The organism is Streptomyces venezuelae, from assembly GCF_008642375.1.
Taxonomy (GTDB): Bacteria; Actinomycetota; Actinomycetes; order Streptomycetales; family Streptomycetaceae; genus Streptomyces; species Streptomyces venezuelae_G.
The window spans coordinates 3,335,226-3,358,497 of record NZ_CP029194.1; the positions used below are offsets into that span (position 1 = coordinate 3,335,226).

Here is a 23,272-nt window from a genome sequence, read left to right on the forward strand (position 1 = left end):
CCGCACCGGCTCCCGTCACGGGCGGTCTCAGGCGATGCGGTCCATCACGATCGGGTTCGCCGTGAACGCCGTGCCCGGCGCCGCGATGTCCCAGGAGTCGTTCAGGGACTTCAGGGCGTAGTCGAACTTCTCCGGGGTGTCGGTGTGGAGGGTCAGCAGAGGCTGGCCCGCCGTCACCGTGTCGCCCGGCTTCGCGTGGAGCTCCACGCCCGCGCCGGCCTGCACCGGGTCCTCCTTGCGGGCGCGGCCCGCACCGAGGCGCCAGGCGGCGACGCCGATGTCGTACGCGTCGAGGCGGGTCAGGACGCCGGAGGACTGCGCCGTGACGACGTGCTGCTCGCGGGCGACCGGGAGGGTGGCGTCCGGGTCGCCGCCCTGGGCCGCGATCATCCGGCGCCAGTGGTCCATCGCCGAGCCGTCGGCGAGCGCCTTCGCCGGGTCGGCGTCCTTGATGCCGGCCGCGTCGAGCATCTCGCGGGCGAGCGCGATCGTCAGCTCGACGACGTCAGCCGGGCCGCCGCCCGCCAGGACCTCGACGGACTCACGGACCTCCAGGGCGTTGCCCGCGGTCAGGCCGAGCGGGGTCGACATGTCGGTGAGCAGGGCGACCGTCTTGACCCCGCTGTCGGTGCCGAGCTGGACCATGGTGGAGGCCAGCTCGCGGGCGTCCTCGATCGTCTTCATGAAGGCGCCGGTGCCGACCTTGACGTCCAGGACGAGCGAGCCGGTGCCCTCGGCGATCTTCTTCGACATGATCGAGGAGGCGATCAGCGGGATGGCCTCGACGGTGCCGGTGACGTCGCGGAGCGCGTAGAGCTTCTTGTCCGCCGGGGCCAGGCCGTCGCCGGCCGCGCAGATGACGGCGCCCGTGGTGTCGAGGACGTGCAGCATCTCGTCGTTGGAGAGCAGCGCGCGCCAGCCGGGGATCGACTCCAGCTTGTCGAGCGTGCCGCCGGTGTGGCCGAGGCCGCGGCCGGAGAGCTGCGGGACGGCCGCGCCACAGGCGGCGACGAGCGGGGCGAGCGGGAGGGTGATCTTGTCGCCGACGCCGCCGGTGGAGTGCTTGTCGGCGGTCGGGCGGGAGAGCGCGTCGAAGTTCATGCGCTCGCCGCTGGCGATCATGGCGGCGGTCCAGCGGGCGATCTCCGCACGGTTCATGCCGTTCAGCAGGATCGCCATGGCCAGGGCGGACATCTGCTCGTCGGCGACGACGCCGCGGGTGTAGGCGTCGATGACCCAGTCGATCTGCTCCGGGCTCAGCTCGCCCTTGTCCCGCTTCGTGCGGATGACGGAGATGACGTCCATGGTGGTTCCTCTTTCTACGCGCATAGAGGGGGAAAGGGAGAGCGGCCCTTCCATCGTGCCGGAAGGGCCGCTCCGAGGTGTTACTTGCGAAGGTGGTCCGGGCCGAAGGCCTGCGGCAGCATCTCGGCCAGGGTCAGGAACCCGGCGGGCGTCTCCAGGACGAGGTCGGGGCCACCGAACTCGAACAGCAGCTGCCGGCACCGGCCGCACGGCACCAGGGACTCGCCCAGGCCGTCCACGCACACGAAGTGCGTCAGACGGCCGCCGCCGGTCGCCTGGAGCTGCGAGACAAGACCGCACTCGGCGCACAGGCCCAGCCCGAAGGAGGCGTTCTCCACGTTGCAGCCGGAGACCGTCCGCCCGTCGTCCACGAGGGCCGCCGCGCCGACCGGGTAGCCCGAGTAGGGGGCGTACGCGCGGGACATGGCCTCGCGCGCCGTGACCCGCAGGGCCTCCCAGTCGGCCTCGGGAAGAGCCGCCGTCACTTGCCCTCGCCCTTGCGGTACCGCATGCCGTCGGCCTTCGGCATCCGCAGGCGCTGCGCGGAGAGCGAGAGGACCAGCAGGGTGACCACGTACGGGGTCGCGCTGACGAACTCGACCGGGACCGTGTCCGTACCGAGGTACCAGACAAGGACGCCGGCGCCGATGACGGCGCTGATGGCGGCCGTGATCCAGGCCTTCTTGTACGCCTTCCAGGCCGCCAGGACGACGAGGATCGCGAAGAGCAGCAGGAGCAGCGCGTGCACGGACTCGCCGCCGCTGCGGAGCTGGAGCGCGTCGGCGAAGCCGAACAGGCCCGCGCCCATCGCGAGGCCGCCCGGACGCCAGTTGCCGAAGATCATCGCCGCGAGGCCGATGTAGCCGCGGCCACCGGTCTGGCCCTCGTTGTAGATGTGCGAGGTGACCAGCGAGAGGAAGGCACCGCCGAGGCCGGCGAGGCCGCCCGAGACGATGACGGCGATGTACTTGTACTTGTACACGTTGACGCCGAGGGACTCGGCCGCGATCGGGTTCTCGCCGCAGGAGCGCAGCCGCAGACCGAACGAGGTCTTCCACAGCACGAAGAACGTGGCGATCACCAGCAGCACCGCGAGGATCGTGACCACCGAGACGTTGGTGACCAGACCGCCGAGGATGCCGGCGATGTCCGAGATCAGGAACCAGTGGTGCTGCTCGATGTCGGCGAGCCAGTCGGACAGCCCCGGCACGGTGATCGAGGTGATGTCCTCGGCCGGCGGGGACTGCTTCGGGCTGCCGCCCTTGGCCGCCGCCTCGCCGGAGTTGAACCACAGCTTGGCGAAGTACGTCGTGACACCGACCGCGAGGATGTTGATCGCGATGCCGGAGATGATGTGGTCGACACCGAAGGTGACGGTCGCGACCGCGTGCAGCAGGCCGCCGAACATGCCGCCCAGGATGCCGGCGAGGATGCCGATCCACGGGTCGGTCTGCCATCCGGCCCAGGCACCGAAGAAGGTGCCGAGGATCATCATGCCTTCGAGGCCGATGTTGACCACGCCCGCGCGCTCGGCCCACAGACCGCCGAGACCGGCGAGGCCGATCGGCACGGCGAGCGAGAGCGCGGCGCTGATCTGGCCGGCCGAGGTGAGGTCCTGCGCCCCGGTGATGACCCGCACGGCGGAGAGGGCGATGAGCCCGCCCGCGACGATCAGGAGGATCCAGGGCAGGGTGAGGCGGGTACGGCCGCCCTTGCCGCCGGCCGCCTTGGGGGCCGCGGGCGGCGGAGTGGAAGTCGCCGTGGCGCTCACGCCGACACCTCCGTCGTGTCGTTGGAACGGGCCTGGGCGGCGAGCTTCTCGCCGACCTGTCGCTGCTGGCGCTTGAGGCCGTAGCGGCGGACGACCTCGTAGGCGATGACGACGCAGAGGACGATGACGCCCTGCATGACGCCGACGATCTCGCGGTCGTAGTTCTCGAACTCCAGCTGCTGGCCGCCGCGCTCCAGGAACGCCCAGAGGATCGCGGCGAGCGCGATGCCGATCGGGTGGTTGCGGCCGAGCAGGGCGATGGCGATACCGGTGAAGCCGATGCCGACCGGGAAGTCGCCGCCGAACTCGTACGAGTCGTTGAGCAGCGTCGGCATACCGATCAGACCGGCCATGGCGCCGGAGATCAGCATGGACGTGACGACCATCTTCTTGACGTTCACACCGCTCGCCGAGGCGGCCGTCTCCGACTGGCCGACGGTCCGCAGGTCGAAGCCGAAGCGGGTGCGGGAGAGGGTGAACCAGTAACCGAGGCCCGCGATGACCGCGACGACGACGAAGCCGTAGATCGGGGTCGGGGTCGTCGGGAACTCGAAGAAGTGCGAGGACTCCGGCAGCGGGGTCGTCGCCACCTTCGTGCCGGCCGCGTCCAGGTGGCCGAGGCGGCCGGGCTGGAGGAGGTAGCCGATGATCGCGGTCGCGATGAAGTTCAGCATGATCGTCGAGACGACCTCGCTGACACCCCGGGTGGTCTTGAGGAGACCCGCGATGCCCGCCCACATGGCGCCGACGATCATCGCGGTGATGATGATCAGCGGGATCTGGACGATGCCCGGCAGGGTCAGCGCGCCACCGACGGCGGCGGCGAAGAAGGCCGCGAGACGGTACTGGCCGTCGACACCGATGTTGAACAGGTTCATGCGGAAGCCGATGGCCACCGCGATGCCCGCCAGGTAGTACGTCGTCGCCTTGTTGATGATGTAGACCTGGCTGTCCGACTTGACGCCGTAGTCGAACATGATCCCGAAGGCGCTGAACGGCTCCTTGCCGGTCGCCGCGAGCACCAGGGCGGTGATCAGGAAGGCGGCGACGATCGCGAGCAGCGGCGCCGCGATGGCGAGGAGCACCCGCTCCTTGTCGAACTTCTTCATCGGGCCTCGTCCTCCGGGCCGTCGGTGCCCTCAGGGCTCTCATCGTGCTCAAGGTGGCCGGCGGCGGCGCCGGTCATGGCCGAGCCCAGCTCCTCCGGGGTGATGGTCGCCGGGTCGGCGTCCGCCACGAGCCGGCCGCGGTACATCACGCGCAGCGTGTCGGAGAGGCCGATCAGCTCGTCCAGGTCGGCGGAGATCAGCAGGACCGCCAGGCCCTCACGGCGCGCCTCGCGGATCTGGTCCCAGATCTGCGCCTGCGCGCCGACGTCCACACCGCGGGTGGGGTGGGCGGCGATCAGCAGCTTGGGGTCGTGGCTCATCTCGCGGCCGACGATCAGCTTCTGCTGGTTTCCGCCGGAGAGGGAGGCTGCGGTGACGTCGATGCCGGGGGTCCGGACGTCGTACTCGCGGACGATCCGCTCGGTGTCCTTGCGGGCGGCCTTGAGGTCGAGGATGGCGCCCTTGGAGTTGGGCTTCTCCGTGACGTGGCCGAGGATGCGGTTCTCCCAGAGGGGGGCCTCCAGGAGCAGACCGTGCCGGTGGCGGTCCTCGGGGATGCAGCCGATGCCGTCCTCGCGGCGCTTGCGCGTCGGGGCGGCGGAGATGTCCCGGCCGTCCAGGGTCACGACACCGCCGTCGGCGGTGCGCATGCCCATGATCGTGTCGACGAGCTCCGACTGGCCGTTGCCCTCGACACCGGCGATGCCGAGCACCTCACCCTTGTGGATGGTGAAGGTGATCCCGCCGAGGACCGCGCGGACCACGCCGTCGGGGTCGACGGCGCTGAGCGCCAGGCCCTGGACCGTCAGCATCGGCACGTCCGTGACCGTCGACTCGCGGGTCTCCGGCGAGGGCAGCTCGGCGCCGACCATCAGCTCGGCGAGCTGCTTGGTGGTGGTGCTCTTCGGGTCGGCGGTGCCGACCGTCGTGCCGCGCCGGATGACGGTGATGTCGTCGGCGACCGACAGGACCTCGCCCAGCTTGTGCGAGATGAAGATGACCGTCAGGCCCTCGGCCTTGAGCTCGCGCAGGTTGTCGAAGAGCGCGTCGACCTCCTGCGGGACGAGCACGGCGGTCGGCTCGTCGAGGATCAGGGTGCGGGCGCCGCGGTAGAGGACCTTGAGGATCTCCACGCGCTGGCGGTCGGCCACACCGAGGTCCTCGACGAGGACGTCGGGGCGGACCCCGAGGCCGTACGCGTCGGAGATCTCCTTGATCTTGGCACGGGCCTTGTCACCGATGCCGTAGAGCTTCTCGGAGCCGAGGACGACGTTCTCGAGGACGGTGAGGTTGTCCGCGAGCATGAAGTGCTGATGCACCATGCCGACGCCGCGGACGATGGCGTCGCCGGGGCTGTTGAACGTCACCTGCTCGCCGTCGACGGTGATGGTGCCCTCGTCCGGCTTCTGCATGCCGTAGAGGATCTTCATCAGAGTCGACTTGCCCGCGCCGTTCTCGCCCACGAGGGCGTGGACGGTGCCGCGGCGCACGGTGATGTCGATGTCGTGGTTGGCCACGACTCCGGGGAAACGCTTGGTGATGCCGCGGAGTTCTACGGCGTTCGGACTGCTGGTGCTGGAGGCTTTGATGACGCACTCTCCTAGGCAGGGAGCGTGAGGAGGACGAGGCGGGGAGGCAGGCGCTGTCGGTGGCGAAAAATACCCTGTGGGCCACGACGCTACGCGCGTAGCGTCAGGAAAATCGTTCAACTGCCCGCGGACATACGTGTGAAGGGGGCCCGGAGTGTCGGCCGAAGCCGCTCTCCGGGCCCCCGTTCGACGTGTGTCAGAGGGTCGTGGCGACCTTGATCTGACCGTCGACGATCTTCTTCTTGGCCGCGTCGATCTGGGCCTGGATGTCCGTGAGGTGGCCACCCGTGGTGGTCAGCGAGACTCCGTTCTCGGCCAGCGAGTAGGTGTGCGTGCCGGTCATCGGATTGCCGTCCTGGACGGACTTGACGAGCTCGAAGACACCGGTGTCGACGTTCTTGACGACCGAGGTGAGGATCGAGCCGGCGTACTTCGACAGGGCCGGGTCCTTGGCCTGGTCGGAGTCGACACCGATCGCCCAGGCGCCCGGCTTCGCGGCGACGGCCTCGATGGCGCCGGCACCCGAGCCGCCCGCGGCGGCGTAGACGACGTCGATGCCCTTGTCGAGCATGCCCTTGGCGGCGGCCTTGCCCTTGTCCGGAGCACCGAAGCCGGACATGTCCGTACCGGTGGACAGGTACTGGATCTGGACCGTGGCGTTCGGCTTGGTCTCCTTGACGCCCTGCTGGAAGCCGGCGGCGAACTTCTTGATCAGCGGGATGTCGACGCCGCCGATGAAGCCGATCTTGCCGTCCTTGGACTTCAGGGCCGCGGCGACACCGGCGAGGTAGGAGCCCTGCTCCTCGGTGAAGACGATCGAGTCGACGTTCTTCGCCTCGGAGACCGAGTCGACCAGGCCGAAGGTCGTCTTCGGGTACTTGGCCGCGACCTTGTCGATCGCGTCCTTGTAGGCGAAGCCGACACCGATGACCGGGTTGAAGCCGCCCTCGGCGAGGGAGGCGAGGCGCTGCTCGCGGTCCGCCGGGGTCTCACCGTTCTTCGCGGTGAGCTCCTTCGTCTCGACACCGAGCTCGGCCTTGGCCTTGTCGAGGCCGCGCGCGGCGGAGTCGTTGAAGGAGTTGTCGCCACGACCACCAACGTCGTAAGCCATGCCGACCTTGATGTCGCCGTTGTCGGAGCCACTGTCCCCGGTGGAGGACTCCCCGCAGGCGGTGGCAGTGAGAGCGAGAGCCGCAGTGACAGCACACGCGGCGGTGATCTTGGATACCCGGCGCACGAGGAGGTCCCTTCAAGACTGACCGAAAGCGCCTCTTCCGGCGCTGGTTTCGGGCGATCGTAACGCGCGTAGATGTCAGTTAAAGACCCGTTCATGAGTCGTTACCGGATCGACGCCAGCGAGTCGTACCAGACGGTAGCGAGGTGGAGACGGTCCGACACGCGATGCGGACGGTGTTACCTCGACATGACGATCTTTTGCGCATTCCTTTGCAGACGCTGCGTATGGCTTGATACCTCTCCTCGTGACCACACGAGGCGGCCGGGCTGACCACCCCACCGCCTCCGAAAAACAGAACAACCAGGGGGAAGTCCCATGAAACGCTCTTTCGCCGCTTTCGGCATCACGGCGGCCCTGCTGAGCGGCTCCGCGGCCCTGGCGCCCGCCGCCTCCGCCGCCTCCGTCGGCGACTGCAACACCTGGACGTCGAGCCGCGCGCCGTACACCGGCTCGGCCTACTGCAGCAAGATCGCGTGGGGTGACAAGTTCCGGGTGAAGGTCACCTGTGTGGACCCGCGCGGCAGCCAGTGGACCGTGTACGGCCCGTGGAAGCGGAACACCGAGACGTCCACCGCCAAGTGCTCGGACAACCCGAACGTCGGCGTCCTGCGCGTCGGTGTCTCCTTCAGCGCCTGACCGGAACGGGTCCTGACCAGGCCCGCGACGACACCGTTCACCAGCACGACAGCCCTACAGGGGGAACCATGAAGAAGACCGTCATCGCCGCGCTCGGCCTCGCACTCGCGACCGGCTCGCTGATCACCGCTCCCACCGCGTCCGCCGCCCAGCTGGGCGCGGCCTCCGTGGACTGCGACACCTGGAAGTCGAGCGGAGCCCCGTACACCGGTTACGCCAAGTGCACCGGAATGCTGCCCCACCCGCTGGAGGCCGCGAAGGTGAAGGTCACCTGCATCGACCCGCGCGGCAACAAGTGGGAGATCTACGGCAAGGCCGTCGGCAACGGCAAGACGTCGAGCGCGAAGTGTTCCGACAACCCCAACGTCGGGATCTACAAGGTCGGCGTCGAGCGGGTCCGCCTGTGACGGCGGGCGCGGTCCGCAGCGGGGTGGCGCTCGCCTCCGCCGCGCTGGCCGTGACGGCGGGCCTGGTCGGAGCGGCACCCTCGGCGGAGGCGGCGGCCTGCACGGTGTGGAAGTCGTCGGGCGCCCCGTGGACCGGGTACGCGAAGTGCACGAACATCCACGAGCTGCGTCAGTACCGGGTGCAGGTCACGTGCCAGGGGCCGACCGGCGGGCCGTTCACGCGGTACGGCCAGTGGGCGCGCAACGGAGGCGTCTCCGCCCAGCGCTGCTCCGACAGCCCCAACGTGGGGGTGACGACGGTCCGGGTGCACTTCCGCCCGATGATCTGAACGCTGTCCGCCGTCCGAGCGGGAGGTCGCTTCTGCGGCCTCCCGCTCCGCCGTTCAGCCCCTGCGGTCGAGCAGGGCCGCGGCCGTGAAGAGTTCCACGGCCGTCTCGATGCAGCGCTCGTCCACGTCGAAGTCGCCCGCGTGCAGGTCGCGGACGCGGGTGTCGCCGGGGGTGCGGACGCCGAGGCGGGCCATGGAGCCGGGGACGTGCTCCAGGTACCAGGAGAAGTCCTCGCCGCCGAGGCTCTGCTCGGTGTCCTCGATCGCGTACGGCCCGCGGCGGGCGGTCATCGCGTCGGCGAGGAGTTCGGTGACCACGGAGTCGTTGACGACCGGGGGGACGCCCCGGACGTAGTTCACGGTCGACTTCGCGCGGTGCAGGGTCGCGACCTCGTCGATCGCCGCGTGGATCAGGTCGGGCGCTTCGCGCCAGGTCGGCAGGTCGAGGCAGCGGACGGTGCCGGAGAGCTCGGCGTGCTGCGGGATGACATTGGGGGCGTGGCCCGCCTCGATGCGGCCCCAGGTGACGGAGAGGCCCGAGCGGGCGTCGATCCGGCGGGCGAGCACGGCGGGGACGTCGGTGGCGACGCGGGCGGCGGCGGTGACGAGGTCGGTGGTGAGGTGCGGGCGGGCGGTGTGGCCGCCGGGGCCGCCGAGGGTGACTTCGAGCCGGTCGCAGGCCGAGGTGATGGGGCCGGCGCGGAGCCCGATCTTCCCCGCGTCCACCTTGGGGTCGCAGTGGACGGCGATGATCCGGCCGACCCCGTCGAGCACGCCGGCCTCGATCGCGTCGGCGGCGCCGCCGGGCAGCACTTCCTCGGCGGGCTGGAAGAGGATCCGTACCGCGTGCGGGAGGAGGCCCTGCCGGGCCAGTTCGGCGAGGACGAGTCCGGCGCCCAGGACGGTGGTGGTGTGGACGTCGTGTCCGCAGGCGTGCGCGCGGTTGGCCACGGTGGAGCGGTAGGCGACGGTCTTCACGTCGGGGATGGGCAGCGCGTCGATGTCGGCGCGGATCGCGAGCATGGGGCGGCGGCGGTCCGGGGTGCCGATGTCACAGATGAGTCCGGTGCCGCCGGGCAGGACCTTCGGCGCGAGGCCGGCCGCCTCCAGGCGGGCCTTGAGCGCGGCGGTCGTACGGAACTCCTGGTTGCCCAGCTCGGGGTGCATGTGCAAGTCCCTGCGGAAGGCGATCAGTTCGGCGCGCAGGGGTGCGGACAGCGTTCCGGGCAGGGTGACGGAGCCTGGCTCACGGGACTTCAACTGGTTCACCTTTTGAAGGGTAGGCCCCTTCGAGGGTCAACTGCCCGTTGATCACGAAAAGTTCAGCCCGTTAGGGGAAAGAATCTCGGTTTGGCAGGCATGAAGGCCCTTCCATGTGGGTACGCTGCGCCGATTTCGAGCCGAGCGACGCGATCAGGCCGCTCCGGCCGCTCCGGTGGAGCCCGCGGGGCCGATGGGGCCGACGGCTCCGGCGGCCCGTGCGGTGAGGCGGTCGACCTCCTGGGCCGCCGTGCCCGCCACCCCGGACAGGAAGCCCTGGGCGCGCGGTGAGGCGGTCGCCCGCAGCCACTCGGGCGCGACCTCGATGACGGCGACCTTGACCCCCGTACCGGCGAGGGCCAGCGGGAGGGTGTGGACGACCGTGGACGGGAAGCTGACGACGGTGCGGCCGATCGGGCCGCGCCGGGCGATCAGCTCCAGGGGCAGCTCGGGCCTGACCACCTGGAGGCCGGTCTCGACGGCGATGCGGTGCAGCTTCTCGGCGCTCTCGCGGCGGTGCGCGAAGTAGCGGGTCGCGCCGTGGACGCGGGCCAGTTCCGCGACCACGCGCGCGTAGTGATCGGCGTCGACGACACCCGTCTCGACGAGCGAGGTGCCCACCAGGTCCGCGCCGCCGGTCAGCAGCGGGGGGCCGAAGCGGGCCCGGGTCCAGGCGTAGGAGTTCTCCGTGACCTCGACGCCGGCGGGGGCCTCGACGGGCAGCGACGTGAAGATCTCGACCGTACGGCCGCGGGCCGGGGCGAGCCGCCGGCGGGCCAGCGAGGTCACCGGGGCGAGGACAAGCTCGCGCGGGCCGAGGTTCCCCTTGCGGTGCCAGCGCACCAGGCGCTCGCCGCGGCCGAGCTGGGCGGCGAACTCCATGGTGGCGGTGCCGTCGTCGACGACCGTCAGGTGCCGGGGGGAGAAGAGCGACAGGAGCAGCTGTACGTAGCGGGAGAACGGGTCGCCGATGATGACCCGGTCCGCCCGGCGCAGCGGCGGGGCGAGCTGCCGCAGGGTGCGGACGAGCGCGCCCCGGCCGCCGCGGGCCTCCTGCCAGTGGACGGTGAGGCCCTCGTCGCGGGCCAGCTGGGCCATCCGGCGCAGCTGGCCACGCGACATGGGGTCGGTCGGCGAGAGGACGACGACCGTGAGGGCGGGCGCGGGCGGCTCGCCGGGCGCCCGGTCGGGCGCCTGCGTGTGTGCCCATTCCAGGACGTTGAGGAGCTGGACCGGACTCTCGACGAACGCCAGCTGCCCGGTCATGCGGCGACGAGCCCCTGGACCCGGCGGAGCTTCTTCATCGGGCCGAGCTCCGACTCGTAGACCTTCTTGACGCCGTCGCCGAGGGCGGTCTCGATGGTGCGGATGTCGCGGACGAGGCGCTGGAGGCCCTGCGGCTCGACGGAGGCGGCCTGGTCGGAGCCCCACATGGCGCGGTCGAGGGTGATGTGGCGCTCGACGAAGGTGGCGCCGAGGGCGACGGCGGCGAGGGTGGTCTGCAGGCCGGTCTCGTGGCCGGAGTAGCCGATCGGGACGTTCGGGTACTCCTCCTTCAGCGTGTTGATCACGCGGAGGTTGAGCTCCTCGGCCTTGGCCGGGTAGGTCGAGGTGGCGTGGCAGAGCAGGATGTTGTCCGAGCCGAGGACCTCGACCGCGTGGCGGATCTGCTTCGGGGTGGACATGCCCGTCGAGAGGATGACCGTACGGCCGGTGGCGCGGAGCTCGCGCAGCAGCTCGTCGTCGGTGAGGGAGGCGGAGGCGACCTTGTGGGCGGGGACGTCGAACTTCTCCAGGAAGGCGACGGCCTCGGTGTCCCACGGGGAGGCGAACCAGTCGATGCCCTGCTTCCTGCAGTGCTCGTCGATGGCGCGGTACTCGTCCTCGCCGAACTCCACGCGGTGGCGGTAGTCGATGTAGGTCATCCGGCCCCAGGGGGTGTCCCGCTCGATGTCCCACTGGTCGCGCGGGGTGCAGATCTCCGGTGTGCGCTTCTGGAACTTGACGGCGTCGCAGCCGGCCTCGGCGGCGACGTCGATCAGCGCGAGGGCGTTGTCGAGCTCGCCGTTGTGGTTGATGCCGATCTCACCGGTGATGTAGACGGGCCGGCCGGGGCCGGCGGTCTTCGAGCCGAAGGTGCGCAGACGGGTGCTCATGGTGCTGTTCCTTAGGAGTTGGGGATGAGGGGTGCGGGGGTGTCGAGCTCGGGTCCGAGGAGCCAGGCGGCGATCTCGCGGATCGCTCCGAAGCCGCCGGGGGTGGTGGTGACCGCGCGGGCCGCGGCCCGTACGGAGTCGTGGGCGCTGCTCACCGCGACGGGCCAGCCGACGAGGTGGAAGCAGGGCAGGTCGTTGACGTCGTTGCCGGCGTAGAGCACGCGCTGGGGGTCGATGCCCTCGGCCTCGCACCACTCCTTGAGGGCCCGGTCCTTGCGGTCGATGCCGTGCAGGACGGGGATCTTGAGCTTGCGGGCGCGGGCGGCGACGACGGCGTTCTGTTCGGTGGAGAGGATGAGGACGGGGAGGCCGGCGCGGCGCAGGGCCGCGATGCCGAGGCCGTCGCCGCGGTGCGCGGAGACGAACTCGCGTCCCTCGGCGTCGAGGTGGACCCGGTCGTCGGTCTGGGTGCCGTCGAAGTCGAGGACGACGGCGTCGACGTCGGCGAAGCCGGGCGTGACGGGCTCGTCGAGGAGCGGCGCGAGGGCCTTGGCGCGGGCGAGGTCGTGCGGGTCGTCGATCTCCAGGACACGGGCGGGGTCGGTGACGACGAGTGCCGTGCGGCCGAAGAAGCGGTGCCCGTGGGTACGGAAGCCGGCCGCGTCCATGGCGTAGACGGCGCCGGTCTCCAGGTACTCGGGCTCCCGGTCCTGGCGGCGGGGGCGGTGCGCCTTGTCGTGGTTGACGCCGGTGGCCCCTTCGGGGGTCTCACGCCAGAGGAAGCCGTGCGAGGGGGCGGCGGTGAAGGCGGTGTCGGCGGCGCCGGAGGTGATCCTCTCGGCGGTCTCGGCGACCTCGGCGGAGGTGAGGAAGGGGCTCGTGCACTGAACGAGGAGGACGGTGTCGGCGGGCCGGCCGTGGGTGGCCTCGAAGGCGTCCATCGCGTGCAGGACGGCGGCCTCGCTGGTCGCGGTGTCGCCCGCGATCTCGGCGGGGCGGTGCACGGCCTCGGCTCCGGCGGAGCGGGCCGCGGCCGCGATGGCCGCGTCGTCGGTGGAGACCACGACGTGGGTGACCGGGCGGGCGCCGAGGCAGGCGCGGACGGCACGGGCCACGAGCGCGACGCCGGCCACGGGGGCGAGGTTCTTGGCGGGGACGCCCTTGGAGCCTCCCCGGGCCGGGATGACGGCGAGCACGGTGGGGGCGGTCGGCGGTGGTGTCGTCGGCATCAGAGTTCTCCCAGCCGGCGGATGACGGGGGCCACGCGCTGCACGCCGTGCCGGTACGCGCCCCGCGCCGCCTCCCGGACGATCCGGCGGAGGCCGCTCTCGCGGGGCTCGGGCGCGGTGACGTCCAGGCGGTGGCGGGCGAGGATCCCGGGCAGGTAGCCGGGGGCCGTCTCCGCTGTGTAGTAGGGGGTGATCGGGGGCAGTGCGGGGAGCGCGAGGAGTGCGGCGACCCGGTCGCGGGCCGCGTCGAAGGCTTCTTCGTACGGGCTGTCGGACGCCACGCCCTGACGGGCGAGCCAGGTCTCGTCGGGTGCCGGGGCGAGTCCCTTGTCGAGGCCGTCGAAGGAGGTCAGCAGGCCGGAGCCGACGAAGTGGTGGTTGCCGAGCGCCTCGCGGACCCCGAGGTCGGTGAGGATCGCGGTGGGGATCCGGCGGTGGAGGGCTTCGAGCGCGGCCGTGGAGGAGACGGTGACCAGGAGGTCGGTCCGGTCGAGGACCTCGCCCATGTGCCCGTACACGAGACGGAAGTTGGCGGGCGGGTCGAGGTCGCGGACCAGCTTCTGGAAGGGGAACTCCTCCAGGTGCGTGGTGTGTTCGCCCGGCTTGGAGCGGAGCTTGAGGAGTACCTCGCGGCCCGGGTGGAGGCGGGCGTGGTCGATCAGCCGCCGCAGGACGTAGGAGCGTTCGGCCCGGGTGGCGGGCACGGACGGCTGGGCGGCGAAGACAAGGGTGTCGCGGCCGTCCTCGGGGGTGTGCGGGGCGCCGCCGAGGAAGGGCAGCGCGGCCTCGACGACCGAGTCGGAGCCGGCGCCCACGCCCTCGTAGACGGCCCGGAAACGCTCGGCGTCGTGGCGGGAGTTGGCGAGGACGACGTCGGCGCCGTGGCGCAGGAGGAGCCCGTCGGTGAGCTTCTCGTAGACGACGCCGACATAGCCGGTGACGATCACCGGGCGCCGGGCCAGGGCCAGGTCGGCAAGACCCTGGAGTACGGCCCGGACGGTGCCGCCGACCAGGGCGAGGACGATGACGTCGTATCCCTCTCCCCGCTCCTCCGCGTCCCGGACGGCACGGAGGAACTCCGCGCCCGTCACCTCGCTCGGGGTGGTCGTGGACACCCCGGTCTCGGCGAGCTGGCGCGGGGTGGGTGTGGCCCGTCCCCGCAGGACGAATCCGGTGGGCTCGGCTGTCGCCGTGGTGATGCGGCGCGCCGTGAGGGCGCCCCATTTCCACCGGGTGTCGGAATCGGCGAGTACGGCTACTCGTACTGCCTCGTTGGTACGTGATGGCACGTCGAGGACGCTAGAAGGGCATTCCGCTTTCCGGCCCAACTGAGACACAACAACGGGTGAACAGCGCCTCACCGACTTGTTAAGCGGGTCGCCTTCCGGTCGGAATCGGCCGGAATGAGGTCCTGATTTCCTTTCCGGTAAAGGCGGTTAATCGGCCCGCCGCTTGGTGTTCACCGAATATCCCCCCACCGGTCGGGGAGAGTGCCGGGGCGGCGCCTAGCGTCGGCCACGTGGTCAAGCTCTCCGTGGTCGTGCCGTTCTTCAACGTGCAGACATATGCCCCCGACACCCTCACAAGCCTGCGTGCCAACGCCCGCGAGGACTTCGAGTTCCTCCTTGTCGACGACTGCTCGTCCGACGGGACCCCCGACATCCTCGAACGGGCCGTACGCGACGTACCGGGTGCCGTCCTGCTCAGGCACGAACGCAACGAAGGCCTCGCCACGGCGCGCAACACGGGCCTCGACGCGGCCCGCGGCGAGTACGTCACCTTCCTGGACGGGGACGACTGGCTCGCCCACGGCTACTACGGACGGCTCGTCGCCGCCATGGACCAGCTGGGCTGCGACTTCCTGCGCACCGACCACGTCTCCGTCTCCGGCCGCAAGCGCACGGTCCGCCAGGCCCCGGTCGCCCGCCGCGGCGAGGTCCTCGACCCGCGCGCCTCGATACTGCCCGCCCACCGCACGACCTCCGTCGACTACCCGTACGCGTGGGCCGGGATCTACCACCGACGGCTCATGGAGCGCGGGCTCCTCCACTTCCCGCACGGCCTGCGGACCGCCGAGGACCGGCCCTGGATCTGGAAGCTGCACCGCGAGGCGAAATCGTTCGCCGCGATCGGCGAGCTCGGCGTCTTCTACCGGCGCGGAGTCGCGACCTCGCTCACCCAGATCGGCGACGTCCGGCAATTGGATTTCATCCGCGCATTCGACCAGGTGATCGAGGAAACAGCGAACGACCGGGACGCCGGCCTTCTTCTCCCCAAAGCCGTCCGTACCTATTGCGCACTGATTTCCCATCACATCGGCGGGATCGGACGATTCGAACCCGAAGTGGCCCGCCAGTTGAAGGCGATGAGCGCGGGCGCGCTGCGCCGGATGCCGCAGAGCGTCCTCGACGAGGCCCTGACGGCGATGGGCGGGGACCGCGCGGCGATGCTGCGCAAGCTGCGGAAGCAGCGCCCGGCACCGCCGCCGGCGGCACCCGATCCGGGACCGGTGCCGGTTTCGGTGTCTTCCGTGAAGGCTTCCCCGGAGGTGGCGGCATGAGCGCCCGACGTACGACCCAGATCTTCTGCGCCTCCACCCTCTACGGGGCGGCGACCCTGGCCGCCGCCCTGGACAGCGGCTGCTTCGGCCGGGCCGACCGCCGGATCCTGCTCGTCACCAACAACGCCGCCGTACCGGAGACCACCCCGGCCGTCGACGAGGCCGAGGGCTTCGAGCGGCTGCGCGGCCGCTTCGACTCCGTGCTGTCGTGGAACGAGACGATCTCCCCGCTCCACCCCGCCGGCTGGACGCCCCGGGGCCAGGACACGCCGATGCTCAAGCGCCATCTGCGGCGGATCTGGGACCTCGGCGACGACCGGGTCGAACTCGCCCTGGAATCACCCCAGGTGACGCCCGCGCTGGCCATCGCGCAGCTGCTGCCCGAGGCACCGATCACCGTCTACGCCGACGGCCTGATGAGCTACGGACCGACCCGCAACAAGATCGACCCGCTGATCGGCGGACGGGTCCGCAGACTCCTCCACCTGGACCTCGTCCCCGGGCTCGAACCGCTGCTGCTCGCCGAGTTCGGGGCGGTCCCGGAAGCCGTGCCGGCGGAGGCCTTCGTGAAGGTCGTCGAGGAGCTGTCCGGACCGGTGACGGAGACGGTGGAGGAGGGCCCCGCGCTCCTCCTCGGCCAGTACCTGGCCGCCCTGAAGCTGCTCACGGTCGCCGAGGAGGAGGAGCTGCACCTGCGGATGGTCCGCGGGGCGGTCGCCCGCGGCCACCGCGAGCTCGTCTTCAAGCCGCACCCGACGGCCCCGGACGCCTGGTCCCGGGCGCTGGTCGACGAGGCGGAGCGGCTCGGCGCCGAACTGACCGTCGAGCACAGGACCGTGCTCGCCGAGGTGCTCTACCGCGAACTGCGGCCCGCGCTCGTGGTCGGCTGCTTCTCCACGGCGCTGCTCACGGCGCAGTCCTTCTACGGGCTGCCGGTCGCCCGGGTGGGCACGGGCACGCTCCTGGAGCGGCTCACCCCCTTCCAGAACAGCAACCGGATCCCGCTCACGGTGGTGGACGCGGTCGTCCCGCCCCTGGAGGAGGCCGGCGCGGACGAGCCGGCCGGGCCGGGCCCGTCCGTGGCGGAGCTGAACGACCTGGTCGCCGCGGTCGGCTTCGCGATGCAGCCGAAGATACGGGCGGACCTGCGGGAGGCGGCGGCGCGGCACCTGTCGGGCCCGCACGCCGAGCGCACCCGGCACCACTTCACCCGCCGCCGCCTGACCGTCCTCGACCTGCCGGGCGGTCTCCCGCTCCCCCGGCACCCGCAGGTCCGCCGCCTGGCGCGGCGCGCGCTGCGGCTGCGCAAGGAACTGCGGAAGCGGAGCGCCGCCCGGAAGTAGGGCGGCCGAAAGCCCGGCGGTCGCCGGCCAAAAGCCAGGGCCCGGGACCCGTGCGGGGGTCCCGGGCCCCTCCTCACCCCCGTCTCAGGCGCGGACGATGGGCTCCTGGATCTCCGTCACCCACTGCGAACGGTCCTCCGGGCACTCCAGGTACAGCTCGCGCGCGTAGTGCTCGGACGCGTAGCCGTTGGTGTCCATCCAGCGGGCCAGGGTCTGCACGGTCGGCAGGATGTCGTCCATCGACCCCCGGTGGACGATGGTCGCGGCCTGCTCGATGCCGGGCAGGACATGCACCTCGACGCCCTCCACTACCGTCCCCTCGGGGACCGTCATGCCGGCGTGCACGAGGACGGAACCGTCCCCCTTGCCCGCGTCCTCGTAGTACGCGATCCCCGGACCGAAGCCGGTGACGCCCGCGGCCTCCAGACGGCCGCACAGCTCGTCGTACAGCGGCCCGATGGCCGGGCCGATGTCGTGCGGGCCGAAGCTCGCGACGACCGTGCTCAGTTCGGCGATCCGCACGGCGGGGATCTTCTTGACGACGACGTCCTGGGTGGACATACGTCCCTCCGTCTCGATGGCTCGGAGCCGCGCACCGACCTGGTTGAGCCGGGCCCGCGCCGCCTCCAGGGCCGCTTCCAGCTCGGCCTGGCGCAGACGCAGCATGCCCCGCAGCTCCTCCGCGTCGAACTGCTCGTCGAGGATCGCCCCCACCTGTTCGAGGGTGAAGCCGAGGTCCTTGAGCGCGATGACGCGGTTGAGCCGGGCGAGCTGCTCCGCGGTGTAGAAGCGGTAGCCCGAGTGCGGGTCGACCCGGGCCGGGCGCAGCAGTCCGATGGCGTCGTAGTGACGCAGCATGCGGACCGACACCCGCCCGTGCCGGGCGAAGTCTCCGATGATGAACATGACGCCCCCTACGGAACGGCCTCACACGGTGTCAGGGTCAAGCTGCCGGAGGGCCGAGCGGTCAGGCGGCGCTGCTGAGGGACAGCTTCACCGCGAAGCCGAGGAAGAGCGCGCCCGCCGCCGAGGTCGCCCCGGCCGACAGCCGGCGACGGCTCCGGAACGCGGCCGCGAGCCGCGTCCCGCCGAATATCAGGGTCGTCAGGTAGAGGAAGCTGCCGAGCTGGAGCAGCGTGCCGAGGACCAGGAAGGACAGCGCCGGGTAGGCGTATCCGGGGTCGACGAACTGCACGAAGAACGAGATCAGGAAGAGGATCGCCTTCGGGTTGAACAGGCTGATGAGCAGTGCCCGGCGGTACGGACGCTCCGCCGGCCCGGCGAGGGCCCCCTCCGCATCGTCGTCCGCCGAACCGCCCCGGCCGCGCCACATCGCCCAGGCGGCCCGCAGCATCCCGTACGCCATCCAGGCCAGATAGCCGGCGCCCGCGTACTTCACGACGGTGAAGAGGAGCGGGGTGGTCTGGAGGAGCGAGGCCGCGCCGAGGGCGGCCAGTGTCATCAGGACCGCGTCCCCGGTGAAGACTCCGGCGGCGGCCTTGTACCCGGTCCGCGTGCCCTTGCGGGCGGCGACGGACAGCACGTACAGCGAGTTCGGCCCCGGCAGGAGGATGATGAGGACGAGCCCCACGAGATAGGTCGGCAGATCGGTGACACCCAGCATGGAGCGGAGTGTCGCACACGGGTGCGACACTCCGCAGTGACCTGCGTCTACGGTCCCCTGGAGGGCTAGAACGCGTCGCTGGGGACGTACGTGCCCCACACCTCGCGCAGGGCATTGCAGACCTCGCCGACGGTCGCCCGCGCCCTGAGCGCGTCCTTCATCGGGTGGAGGACGTTGTCCGTGCCCTCCGCCGCCCTCTTCAGCGCCGCCAGCGCCGCGTCCACGGCGGCCTGGTCGCGCTCGGCGCGGAGCGCGGCGAGGCGCTCGGCCTGCTGGGCCTCGATGGCCGGGTCGACGCGGAGGGGCTCGTACGGTTCCTCGACGTCGATCGTGTAGCGGTTGACGCCGACGACGACCCGCTCGCCGCTGTCGGTCTGCTGAGCGATCCGGTACGCCGACCGCTCGATCTCCCCCTTCTGGAAACCGCGCTCGATCGCCGCGACCGCCCCGCCCATCTCCTCGACCCTGGCCATCAGATCAAGGGCCGCCGCCTCCACGTCGTCCGTCATCCTCTCCATGACGTACGAACCGGCGAACGGGTCGACGGTCGCGGTCACGTCCGTCTCGTACGCCAGCACCTGCTGCGTACGCAACGCCAGCCGCGCCGACTTGTCCGTCGGCAGCGCGATCGCCTCGTCGAAGGAGTTCGTGTGGAGCGACTGCGTCCCGCCCAGGACCGCCGCCAGACCCTGCACCGCGACGCGGACCAGGTTGACCTCCGGCTGCTGGGCCGTCAGCTGCACACCGGCCGTCTGCGTGTGGAAGCGGAGCATCAACGACTTCGGGTCCTTCGCCCCGAACTCCTCCTTCATCACCCGCGCCCAGATCCGGCGGGCCGCGCGGAACTTCGCCACCTCCTCCAGGATCGTCGTGCGGGCCACGAAGAAGAACGACAGCCGCGGCGCGAAGTCGTCCACGTCCATGCCGGCCGCGACCGCCGTGCGCACGTACTCGATCCCGTCCGCCAGCGTGAACGCGATCTCCTGCGCGGGCGAGGCCCCCGCCTCCGCCATGTGATAGCCCGAGATCGAGATCGTGTTCCACTTCGGGATCTCGGCCCGGCAGTACTTGAAGATGTCCGCGATCAGCCGCAGCGAAGGCTTCGGCGGGAAGATGTACGTACCCCGCGCGATGTACTCCTTCAGCACATCGTTCTGGATCGTCCCCGTGAGCCGGCCCGCCGCAACACCCTGCTCCTCGCCCACCAACTGGTAGAGCAGAAGCAGCAGCGCGCCGGGGGCGTTGATCGTCATCGACGTCGACACCCTGTCCAGCGGGATCCCGTCGAACAGCACCCGCATGTCGTCGATCGAGTCGATCGCCACCCCGACCTTGCCGACCTCGCCCGAGGCGATCGGCGCGTCGCTGTCGTGCCCCATCTGCGTCGGCAGGTCGAACGCCACGGACAGCCCCGTCGTGCCGTTCGCGATCAGCTGCTTGTACCGGGCGTTCGACTCCGACGCCGTACCGAACCCCGCGTACTGCCGCATCGTCCACGGCCGGCCCGTGTACATCGACGGATACACACCACGCGTGAACGGATACGCGCCCGGCTCGCCCAACTTCCCGGCCGGATCCCAGCCCTCCAGAGCTTCTGGCCCGTAGACCGGCTCGATCGGCAGCCCCGACTCCGACTCGCGCGCCATGTGCTGTGCCTTCCGATAGTGCTGCCACCAGCGGTGCGGACCCCCGCTCCGGACTGTAGCGGCGGGCGGGCGCACGCAACCGGACGCGCGCGGGAAGCATCCCTACGTACACACGACTCGTCCCGGGGGGCAACGATGAAGCGGACCACGTCCGTCATACGCAGAGCGGTACTGGCGGCGGCAGCAGTGGCACTGGCCGCGGGCTGTACGGCTCAGGCGGCCGATCCCGGAGGTCGCGGCGCGGGCCCGTCGTCGAAGGCGCCGAAGGCGTCGGCGCCGTCGACGGCGCCGAGCGGGACGGCGTCCGCCGCCCCCGGCGCGACCGTGACGCCGACCACGGACGGCAAGCCGCCGTCCCCGTCCGCCACCACCGGCACCGCGGCGCCGACGGCCGGGGCCCTCATGAAGGACGGCGACGAGAGCGAGCAGGTCCGCGAGCTCCAGGCGCGGCTCCGGCAGCTCGGCCACTTCGACCGGGCCCCCACCGGCTTCTACGGGACGATGACGGCGGGCTCGGTCAAGGCGTTCCAGAAGGAGCAGGGGCTGCCCCGGACGGGTTCCGTCGACGGAACGACGTGGGAGCGGCTGCGCGCGGGCAGCCGGAAGCCGACCGCCGACGAGCTGAAGCCGTCGACGACGAACAAGCTGGACACCCCGGACGCGCGCTGCATGACCGGCCGGGTGCTGTGCATCAGCAAGGAGAGCCGGACCCTGGCCTGGATGATCGACGGCCGGGTCGTCTCGTCCATGGACGTCCGCTTCGGCTCGGAGAACACCCCGACCCGCGAGGGCACGTTCAGCGTGGGCTGGAAGGCCCGCAAGTGGACGTCGACGATCTACCACACGCCCATGCCGTACGCGATGTTCTTCAGCGGAGGCCAGGCGGTGCACTACTCGTCGGACTTCGCGGCCCGCGGCTACAACGGGGCCTCGCACGGCTGCGTCAACGTCCGGGACCGGGCGAAGCTCTCGGCCCTCTTCGACCAGGTGAAGGTCGGCGACAAGGTCGTCGTCCACTGGTAGTGGCGCGGAGGAGAAGAAGGGGCGCGGGTGGGACCGGGGGAACGTGCCCCACCCGCGCCGGGTGCGCAGAGCCGTAGGTACGGGGGGAACCCCGGCTCGTCGCGCCGCCGATGACCAGTCGGCTCACTCAATACTGCGCCGACGGTCCGGAAAGTGTCACACCTGCTGCGGGACGGGTTCCGCGGCTGCTCTCGTCGGCGCTCCCGGATCCAGGGCCGGAGCGGTCGTCCGCGCCATCGCGGCGGTCGTCGCCGCCGCCTCCGCCGGTCTCACGGCCACGCTCGCGGTCGTCCCGCTTCCCGTCGCTCTTCCCGTCGTCCTTGCCGTCGTCCGCGCCGTCCTTCTTGCCGTCCTCGCGAGGCTCGGCGGACGCGGTGGAGCCGCCGCCGGGGTCGCCGGCGAGCATCCGGTCGCAGTACCGGCGGAGGGTCTCGCCGCCGCGCAGGGTGTTCGTGAGCTGCCGGCGGTCGGCGGCGTCGAGCCGGCCGGACCGGTAGTCCCGACAGGCCTTGAGGGCCTTGTCCTGCGTCACCGGCCCGCCGGTGCCCGTACCCCCGCCGGGGCGGGACGTCGTCCTGCCCGGTTCCGGGGTGTGCCGGGTGGCCGGCGGCGTGGAGAGCGAAGGCGCCGGGGGCGAGGAGGGCGAGCCGTGGGAGGCGGTGGCCCCGGGCGAGGGCGAGGTGCCGGGCGAGTGCTCGACGCCGTCCGGTCCGGCCGAGGGCGCCACGGGGTCCTTCCGCACGCCGTGCGAGCCCGTCACGACCGGGTCGGGGGTCTCCGCCGCCGTGACGGAGGTCGAGGGCTCGGGGGTCATCAGCGGCAGGACGCCCGTGCCCGCGGCGACGGCGACGCCGCCGACCGTGACGGCGGCGACCGCGGCGGCCAGGCCGTACCGCACGGAGCGCACGGAACGCACCCAGCGGCGGCGCGCGGGCTTGGCCGCGGTGGCGAGTCGCACGCGCCCCAGTTCGGCGTGGCCGACGTGACCGGTACGGGTGGCGGCCGGGGCCGCGGTCGCCGACGCGGCGAGGGCGGCCCGTTCGGCCGAGGCCTTACGGAAGGCGGCCAGGGCCGCCGCCTCACCGGGCAGCTCGACCTGTCCGGGGGCGATGAAAGGTGTACGGGCCGATTCGAGGGCCTCCGCGAGGCGTCCGGCCTCGGTGCGCGCGGGGTCGTCGAGGGCCTCGACCGGCTCGCCCCGGAGCAGCCGCTCCGCGGCCTCCTGGTCGAGCCACTGGTAGCGCTCGTCGGCCATCACATGTCCTTCTGCGTACGGGGACGCGAATGCGTCACACCGCCGGGACCCGCCGGCCCCGGCCCGCGCCCGCGTTGCGGAGGCACGCCTTCCAGCGGAACCACGCCCCCACCTGCCCCATCGGCCACTTCGTCCGGAGCTCCGTCGGCCCCGAGGAGCTCGGCGAGCTTCTTGAGACCCCGGTGCGCGGCGGTCCGTACGGCGCCGGGGCGCTTGCCCAGGGTGTCGGCGGCGCTCTTGGCGTCCAGGCCGACGACGACGCGCAGGACGACGGCCTCGGCCTGGTCCTGCGGGAGTTGGGCTATCAGGTGCATGGTGCGGCCGGTGGCCAGGGCTTCCAGTGCCTCGTCCGCGGTGTCGGAGTCGGCGGGCTTGTCGGTGAGTTCGGTGTCGTCGGCGCCCACGGCGGGCCGCCGGCCGCGCATCCGGATGTGGTCGAGCGCGCGGTTGCGGGCGATCCGGGCCGCCCAGCCGCGGAAGCGGTCCGCGTCTCCGCTGAAGCGGTCGAGGTCGCGCGCGATCTGGAGCCAGGACTCCGAGGCGACGTCCTCGGCGTCGCCCTCGCCGACCAGTGTGCGTATGTAGCCGACCAACCGAGGATGCACGGCGCGATACACAGTACGGAACGCGTTCTCGTCCCCGTCCTGTGCAGCGAGCACCGCGGCCGTCAGCTCCGCGTCGTCCCCCAGCACTCCCCAAACCCTGTTCGTCGGTCGCGTCGTCGCGTCGTCGCGGCCGGTCATTGCCGCCACGCTGCCTCGCGCACCTGCACGCTACGTCGTGCCCCCGCGCC

At 71.4% G+C, this 23,272-nt stretch carries 22 protein-coding genes; 6 read left to right on the forward strand and 16 right to left on the reverse strand.

What is annotated here, in order from left to right; translation table 11 throughout:
- Window positions 1-27 precede the first annotated feature (27 nt).
- From DEJ46_RS14760 to DEJ46_RS14785, 6 genes are all read right to left on the reverse strand, one after another.
- Window positions 28-1,305, reverse strand: a complete 1,278-nt coding sequence (locus tag DEJ46_RS14760; RefSeq protein WP_150266762.1) for a thymidine phosphorylase — start codon at window positions 1,303-1,305, stop codon at window positions 28-30.
- Window positions 1,306-1,385: 80 nt separating this feature from the next.
- Window positions 1,386-1,790 carry a cytidine deaminase gene (locus DEJ46_RS14765; protein ID WP_150266764.1) on the reverse strand — a complete coding sequence of 135 codons (405 nt, stop codon included), beginning with the start codon at window positions 1,788-1,790 and terminating at the stop codon, window positions 1,386-1,388.
- Window positions 1,787-3,076 (reverse strand): ABC transporter permease, encoded by a 1,290-nt coding sequence (locus tag DEJ46_RS14770; protein WP_150266766.1) that lies wholly within the window; start codon window positions 3,074-3,076, stop codon window positions 1,787-1,789. The genes DEJ46_RS14765 and DEJ46_RS14770 overlap by 4 nt, the downstream gene beginning before the upstream one ends.
- Window positions 3,073-4,185 carry an ABC transporter permease gene (locus DEJ46_RS14775; protein WP_150266768.1) on the reverse strand — a complete coding sequence of 371 codons (1,113 nt, stop codon included), beginning with the start codon at window positions 4,183-4,185 and terminating at the stop codon, window positions 3,073-3,075. The genes DEJ46_RS14770 and DEJ46_RS14775 overlap by 4 nt, the downstream gene beginning before the upstream one ends.
- On the reverse strand, window positions 4,182-5,774 hold the full coding sequence (locus DEJ46_RS14780) for an ABC transporter ATP-binding protein (protein WP_150274438.1): 1,593 nt from the start codon (window positions 5,772-5,774) through the stop codon (window positions 4,182-4,184). The genes DEJ46_RS14775 and DEJ46_RS14780 overlap by 4 nt, the downstream gene beginning before the upstream one ends.
- 196 nt (window positions 5,775-5,970) lie before the next feature.
- Entirely contained in the window at window positions 5,971-7,011 is a 1,041-nt protein-coding gene (locus DEJ46_RS14785; RefSeq protein ID WP_150266770.1) for a BMP family protein, read from the reverse strand.
- A gap of 315 nt (window positions 7,012-7,326) precedes the next feature.
- On the opposite strand from DEJ46_RS14785, the gene DEJ46_RS14790 reads away from it, so the two are divergent.
- From DEJ46_RS14790 to DEJ46_RS14800, 3 genes are all read left to right on the forward strand, one after another.
- The gene (locus DEJ46_RS14790; RefSeq protein ID WP_150266772.1) at window positions 7,327-7,647 is read left to right on the forward strand and encodes a hypothetical protein; all 321 of its coding nucleotides are present in this window, start codon (window positions 7,327-7,329) and stop codon (window positions 7,645-7,647) included.
- A 68-nt stretch (window positions 7,648-7,715) separates the two neighbouring features.
- Window positions 7,716-8,054 (forward strand): hypothetical protein, encoded by a 339-nt coding sequence (locus tag DEJ46_RS14795; protein ID WP_150266774.1) that lies wholly within the window; start codon window positions 7,716-7,718, stop codon window positions 8,052-8,054.
- Complete coding sequence (locus DEJ46_RS14800) at window positions 8,051-8,383, forward strand: hypothetical protein (protein ID WP_150266776.1); 333 nt, start codon at window positions 8,051-8,053, stop codon at window positions 8,381-8,383. Before DEJ46_RS14795 ends, DEJ46_RS14800 begins: the two co-directional genes overlap by 4 nt.
- A 54-nt stretch (window positions 8,384-8,437) precedes the next feature.
- On the opposite strand, the gene DEJ46_RS14805 is transcribed toward DEJ46_RS14800, so the two are convergent.
- The 5 genes from DEJ46_RS14805 to DEJ46_RS14825 all read right to left on the reverse strand — a co-directional run bounded on the left by DEJ46_RS14805 (window position 8,438) and on the right by DEJ46_RS14825 (window position 14,317).
- Window positions 8,438-9,652, reverse strand: a complete 1,215-nt coding sequence (locus DEJ46_RS14805; protein WP_150266778.1) for an amidohydrolase — start codon at window positions 9,650-9,652, stop codon at window positions 8,438-8,440.
- Between the two features lie 144 nt (window positions 9,653-9,796).
- Window positions 9,797-10,909, reverse strand: a complete 1,113-nt coding sequence (locus tag DEJ46_RS14810) for a hypothetical protein (RefSeq protein ID WP_150266780.1) — start codon at window positions 10,907-10,909, stop codon at window positions 9,797-9,799.
- Window positions 10,906-11,799, reverse strand: coding sequence for an N-acetylneuraminate synthase family protein (locus DEJ46_RS14815; RefSeq protein ID WP_150266782.1), 894 nt, complete (start codon window positions 11,797-11,799; stop codon window positions 10,906-10,908). The genes DEJ46_RS14810 and DEJ46_RS14815 overlap by 4 nt, the downstream gene beginning before the upstream one ends.
- Window positions 11,800-11,810: 11 nt before the next feature.
- Window positions 11,811-13,028 (reverse strand): acylneuraminate cytidylyltransferase, encoded by a 1,218-nt coding sequence (locus DEJ46_RS14820; protein WP_150266783.1) that lies wholly within the window; start codon window positions 13,026-13,028, stop codon window positions 11,811-11,813.
- Window positions 13,028-14,317, reverse strand: a complete 1,290-nt coding sequence (locus DEJ46_RS14825) for a DUF6716 putative glycosyltransferase (protein WP_150266785.1) — start codon at window positions 14,315-14,317, stop codon at window positions 13,028-13,030. Before DEJ46_RS14825 ends, DEJ46_RS14820 begins: the two co-directional genes overlap by 1 nt.
- A 230-nt stretch (window positions 14,318-14,547) precedes the next feature.
- Here DEJ46_RS14825 and DEJ46_RS14830 point away from each other — a divergent pair, with 230 nt between their 5' ends.
- Window positions 14,548-15,588, forward strand: a complete 1,041-nt coding sequence (locus DEJ46_RS14830; RefSeq protein WP_150266787.1) for a glycosyltransferase family 2 protein — start codon at window positions 14,548-14,550, stop codon at window positions 15,586-15,588.
- Window positions 15,585-16,931 carry a polysialyltransferase family glycosyltransferase gene (locus DEJ46_RS14835; RefSeq protein WP_150266789.1) on the forward strand — a complete coding sequence of 449 codons (1,347 nt, stop codon included), beginning with the start codon at window positions 15,585-15,587 and terminating at the stop codon, window positions 16,929-16,931. The genes DEJ46_RS14830 and DEJ46_RS14835 overlap by 4 nt, the downstream gene beginning before the upstream one ends.
- Window positions 16,932-17,015: 84 nt before the next feature.
- Here DEJ46_RS14835 and DEJ46_RS14840 read toward each other — a convergent pair whose 3' ends face one another.
- From DEJ46_RS14840 to DEJ46_RS14850, 3 genes are all read right to left on the reverse strand, one after another.
- Entirely contained in the window at window positions 17,016-17,837 is an 822-nt protein-coding gene (locus DEJ46_RS14840; protein ID WP_150266791.1) for a MerR family transcriptional regulator, read from the reverse strand.
- A gap of 61 nt (window positions 17,838-17,898) precedes the next feature.
- Window positions 17,899-18,555, reverse strand: coding sequence for a leucine efflux protein LeuE (gene leuE / locus DEJ46_RS14845; RefSeq protein ID WP_150266793.1), 657 nt, complete (start codon window positions 18,553-18,555; stop codon window positions 17,899-17,901).
- 65 nt (window positions 18,556-18,620) lie between these two features.
- A complete protein-coding gene (locus DEJ46_RS14850; RefSeq protein WP_150266794.1) occupies window positions 18,621-20,201 on the reverse strand; it encodes a methylmalonyl-CoA mutase in 1,581 nt (526 codons plus the stop codon).
- A gap of 135 nt (window positions 20,202-20,336) precedes the next feature.
- On the opposite strand from DEJ46_RS14850, the gene DEJ46_RS14855 reads away from it, so the two are divergent.
- Window positions 20,337-21,224 carry a L,D-transpeptidase family protein gene (locus DEJ46_RS14855; RefSeq protein ID WP_150266796.1) on the forward strand — a complete coding sequence of 296 codons (888 nt, stop codon included), beginning with the start codon at window positions 20,337-20,339 and terminating at the stop codon, window positions 21,222-21,224.
- 127 nt (window positions 21,225-21,351) lie between these two features.
- Here DEJ46_RS14855 and DEJ46_RS14860 read toward each other — a convergent pair whose 3' ends face one another.
- Together DEJ46_RS14860 and DEJ46_RS14865 are read right to left on the reverse strand one after the other, a co-directional pair.
- Complete coding sequence (locus DEJ46_RS14860) at window positions 21,352-22,479, reverse strand: hypothetical protein (protein WP_150266798.1); 1,128 nt, start codon at window positions 22,477-22,479, stop codon at window positions 21,352-21,354.
- Window positions 22,479-23,171: an RNA polymerase sigma factor gene (locus tag DEJ46_RS14865; protein WP_150274440.1), complete on the reverse strand. Its 693-nt coding sequence runs from the start codon at window positions 23,169-23,171 to the stop codon at window positions 22,479-22,481. The genes DEJ46_RS14860 and DEJ46_RS14865 overlap by 1 nt, the downstream gene beginning before the upstream one ends.
- Window positions 23,172-23,272 lie beyond the last annotated feature (101 nt).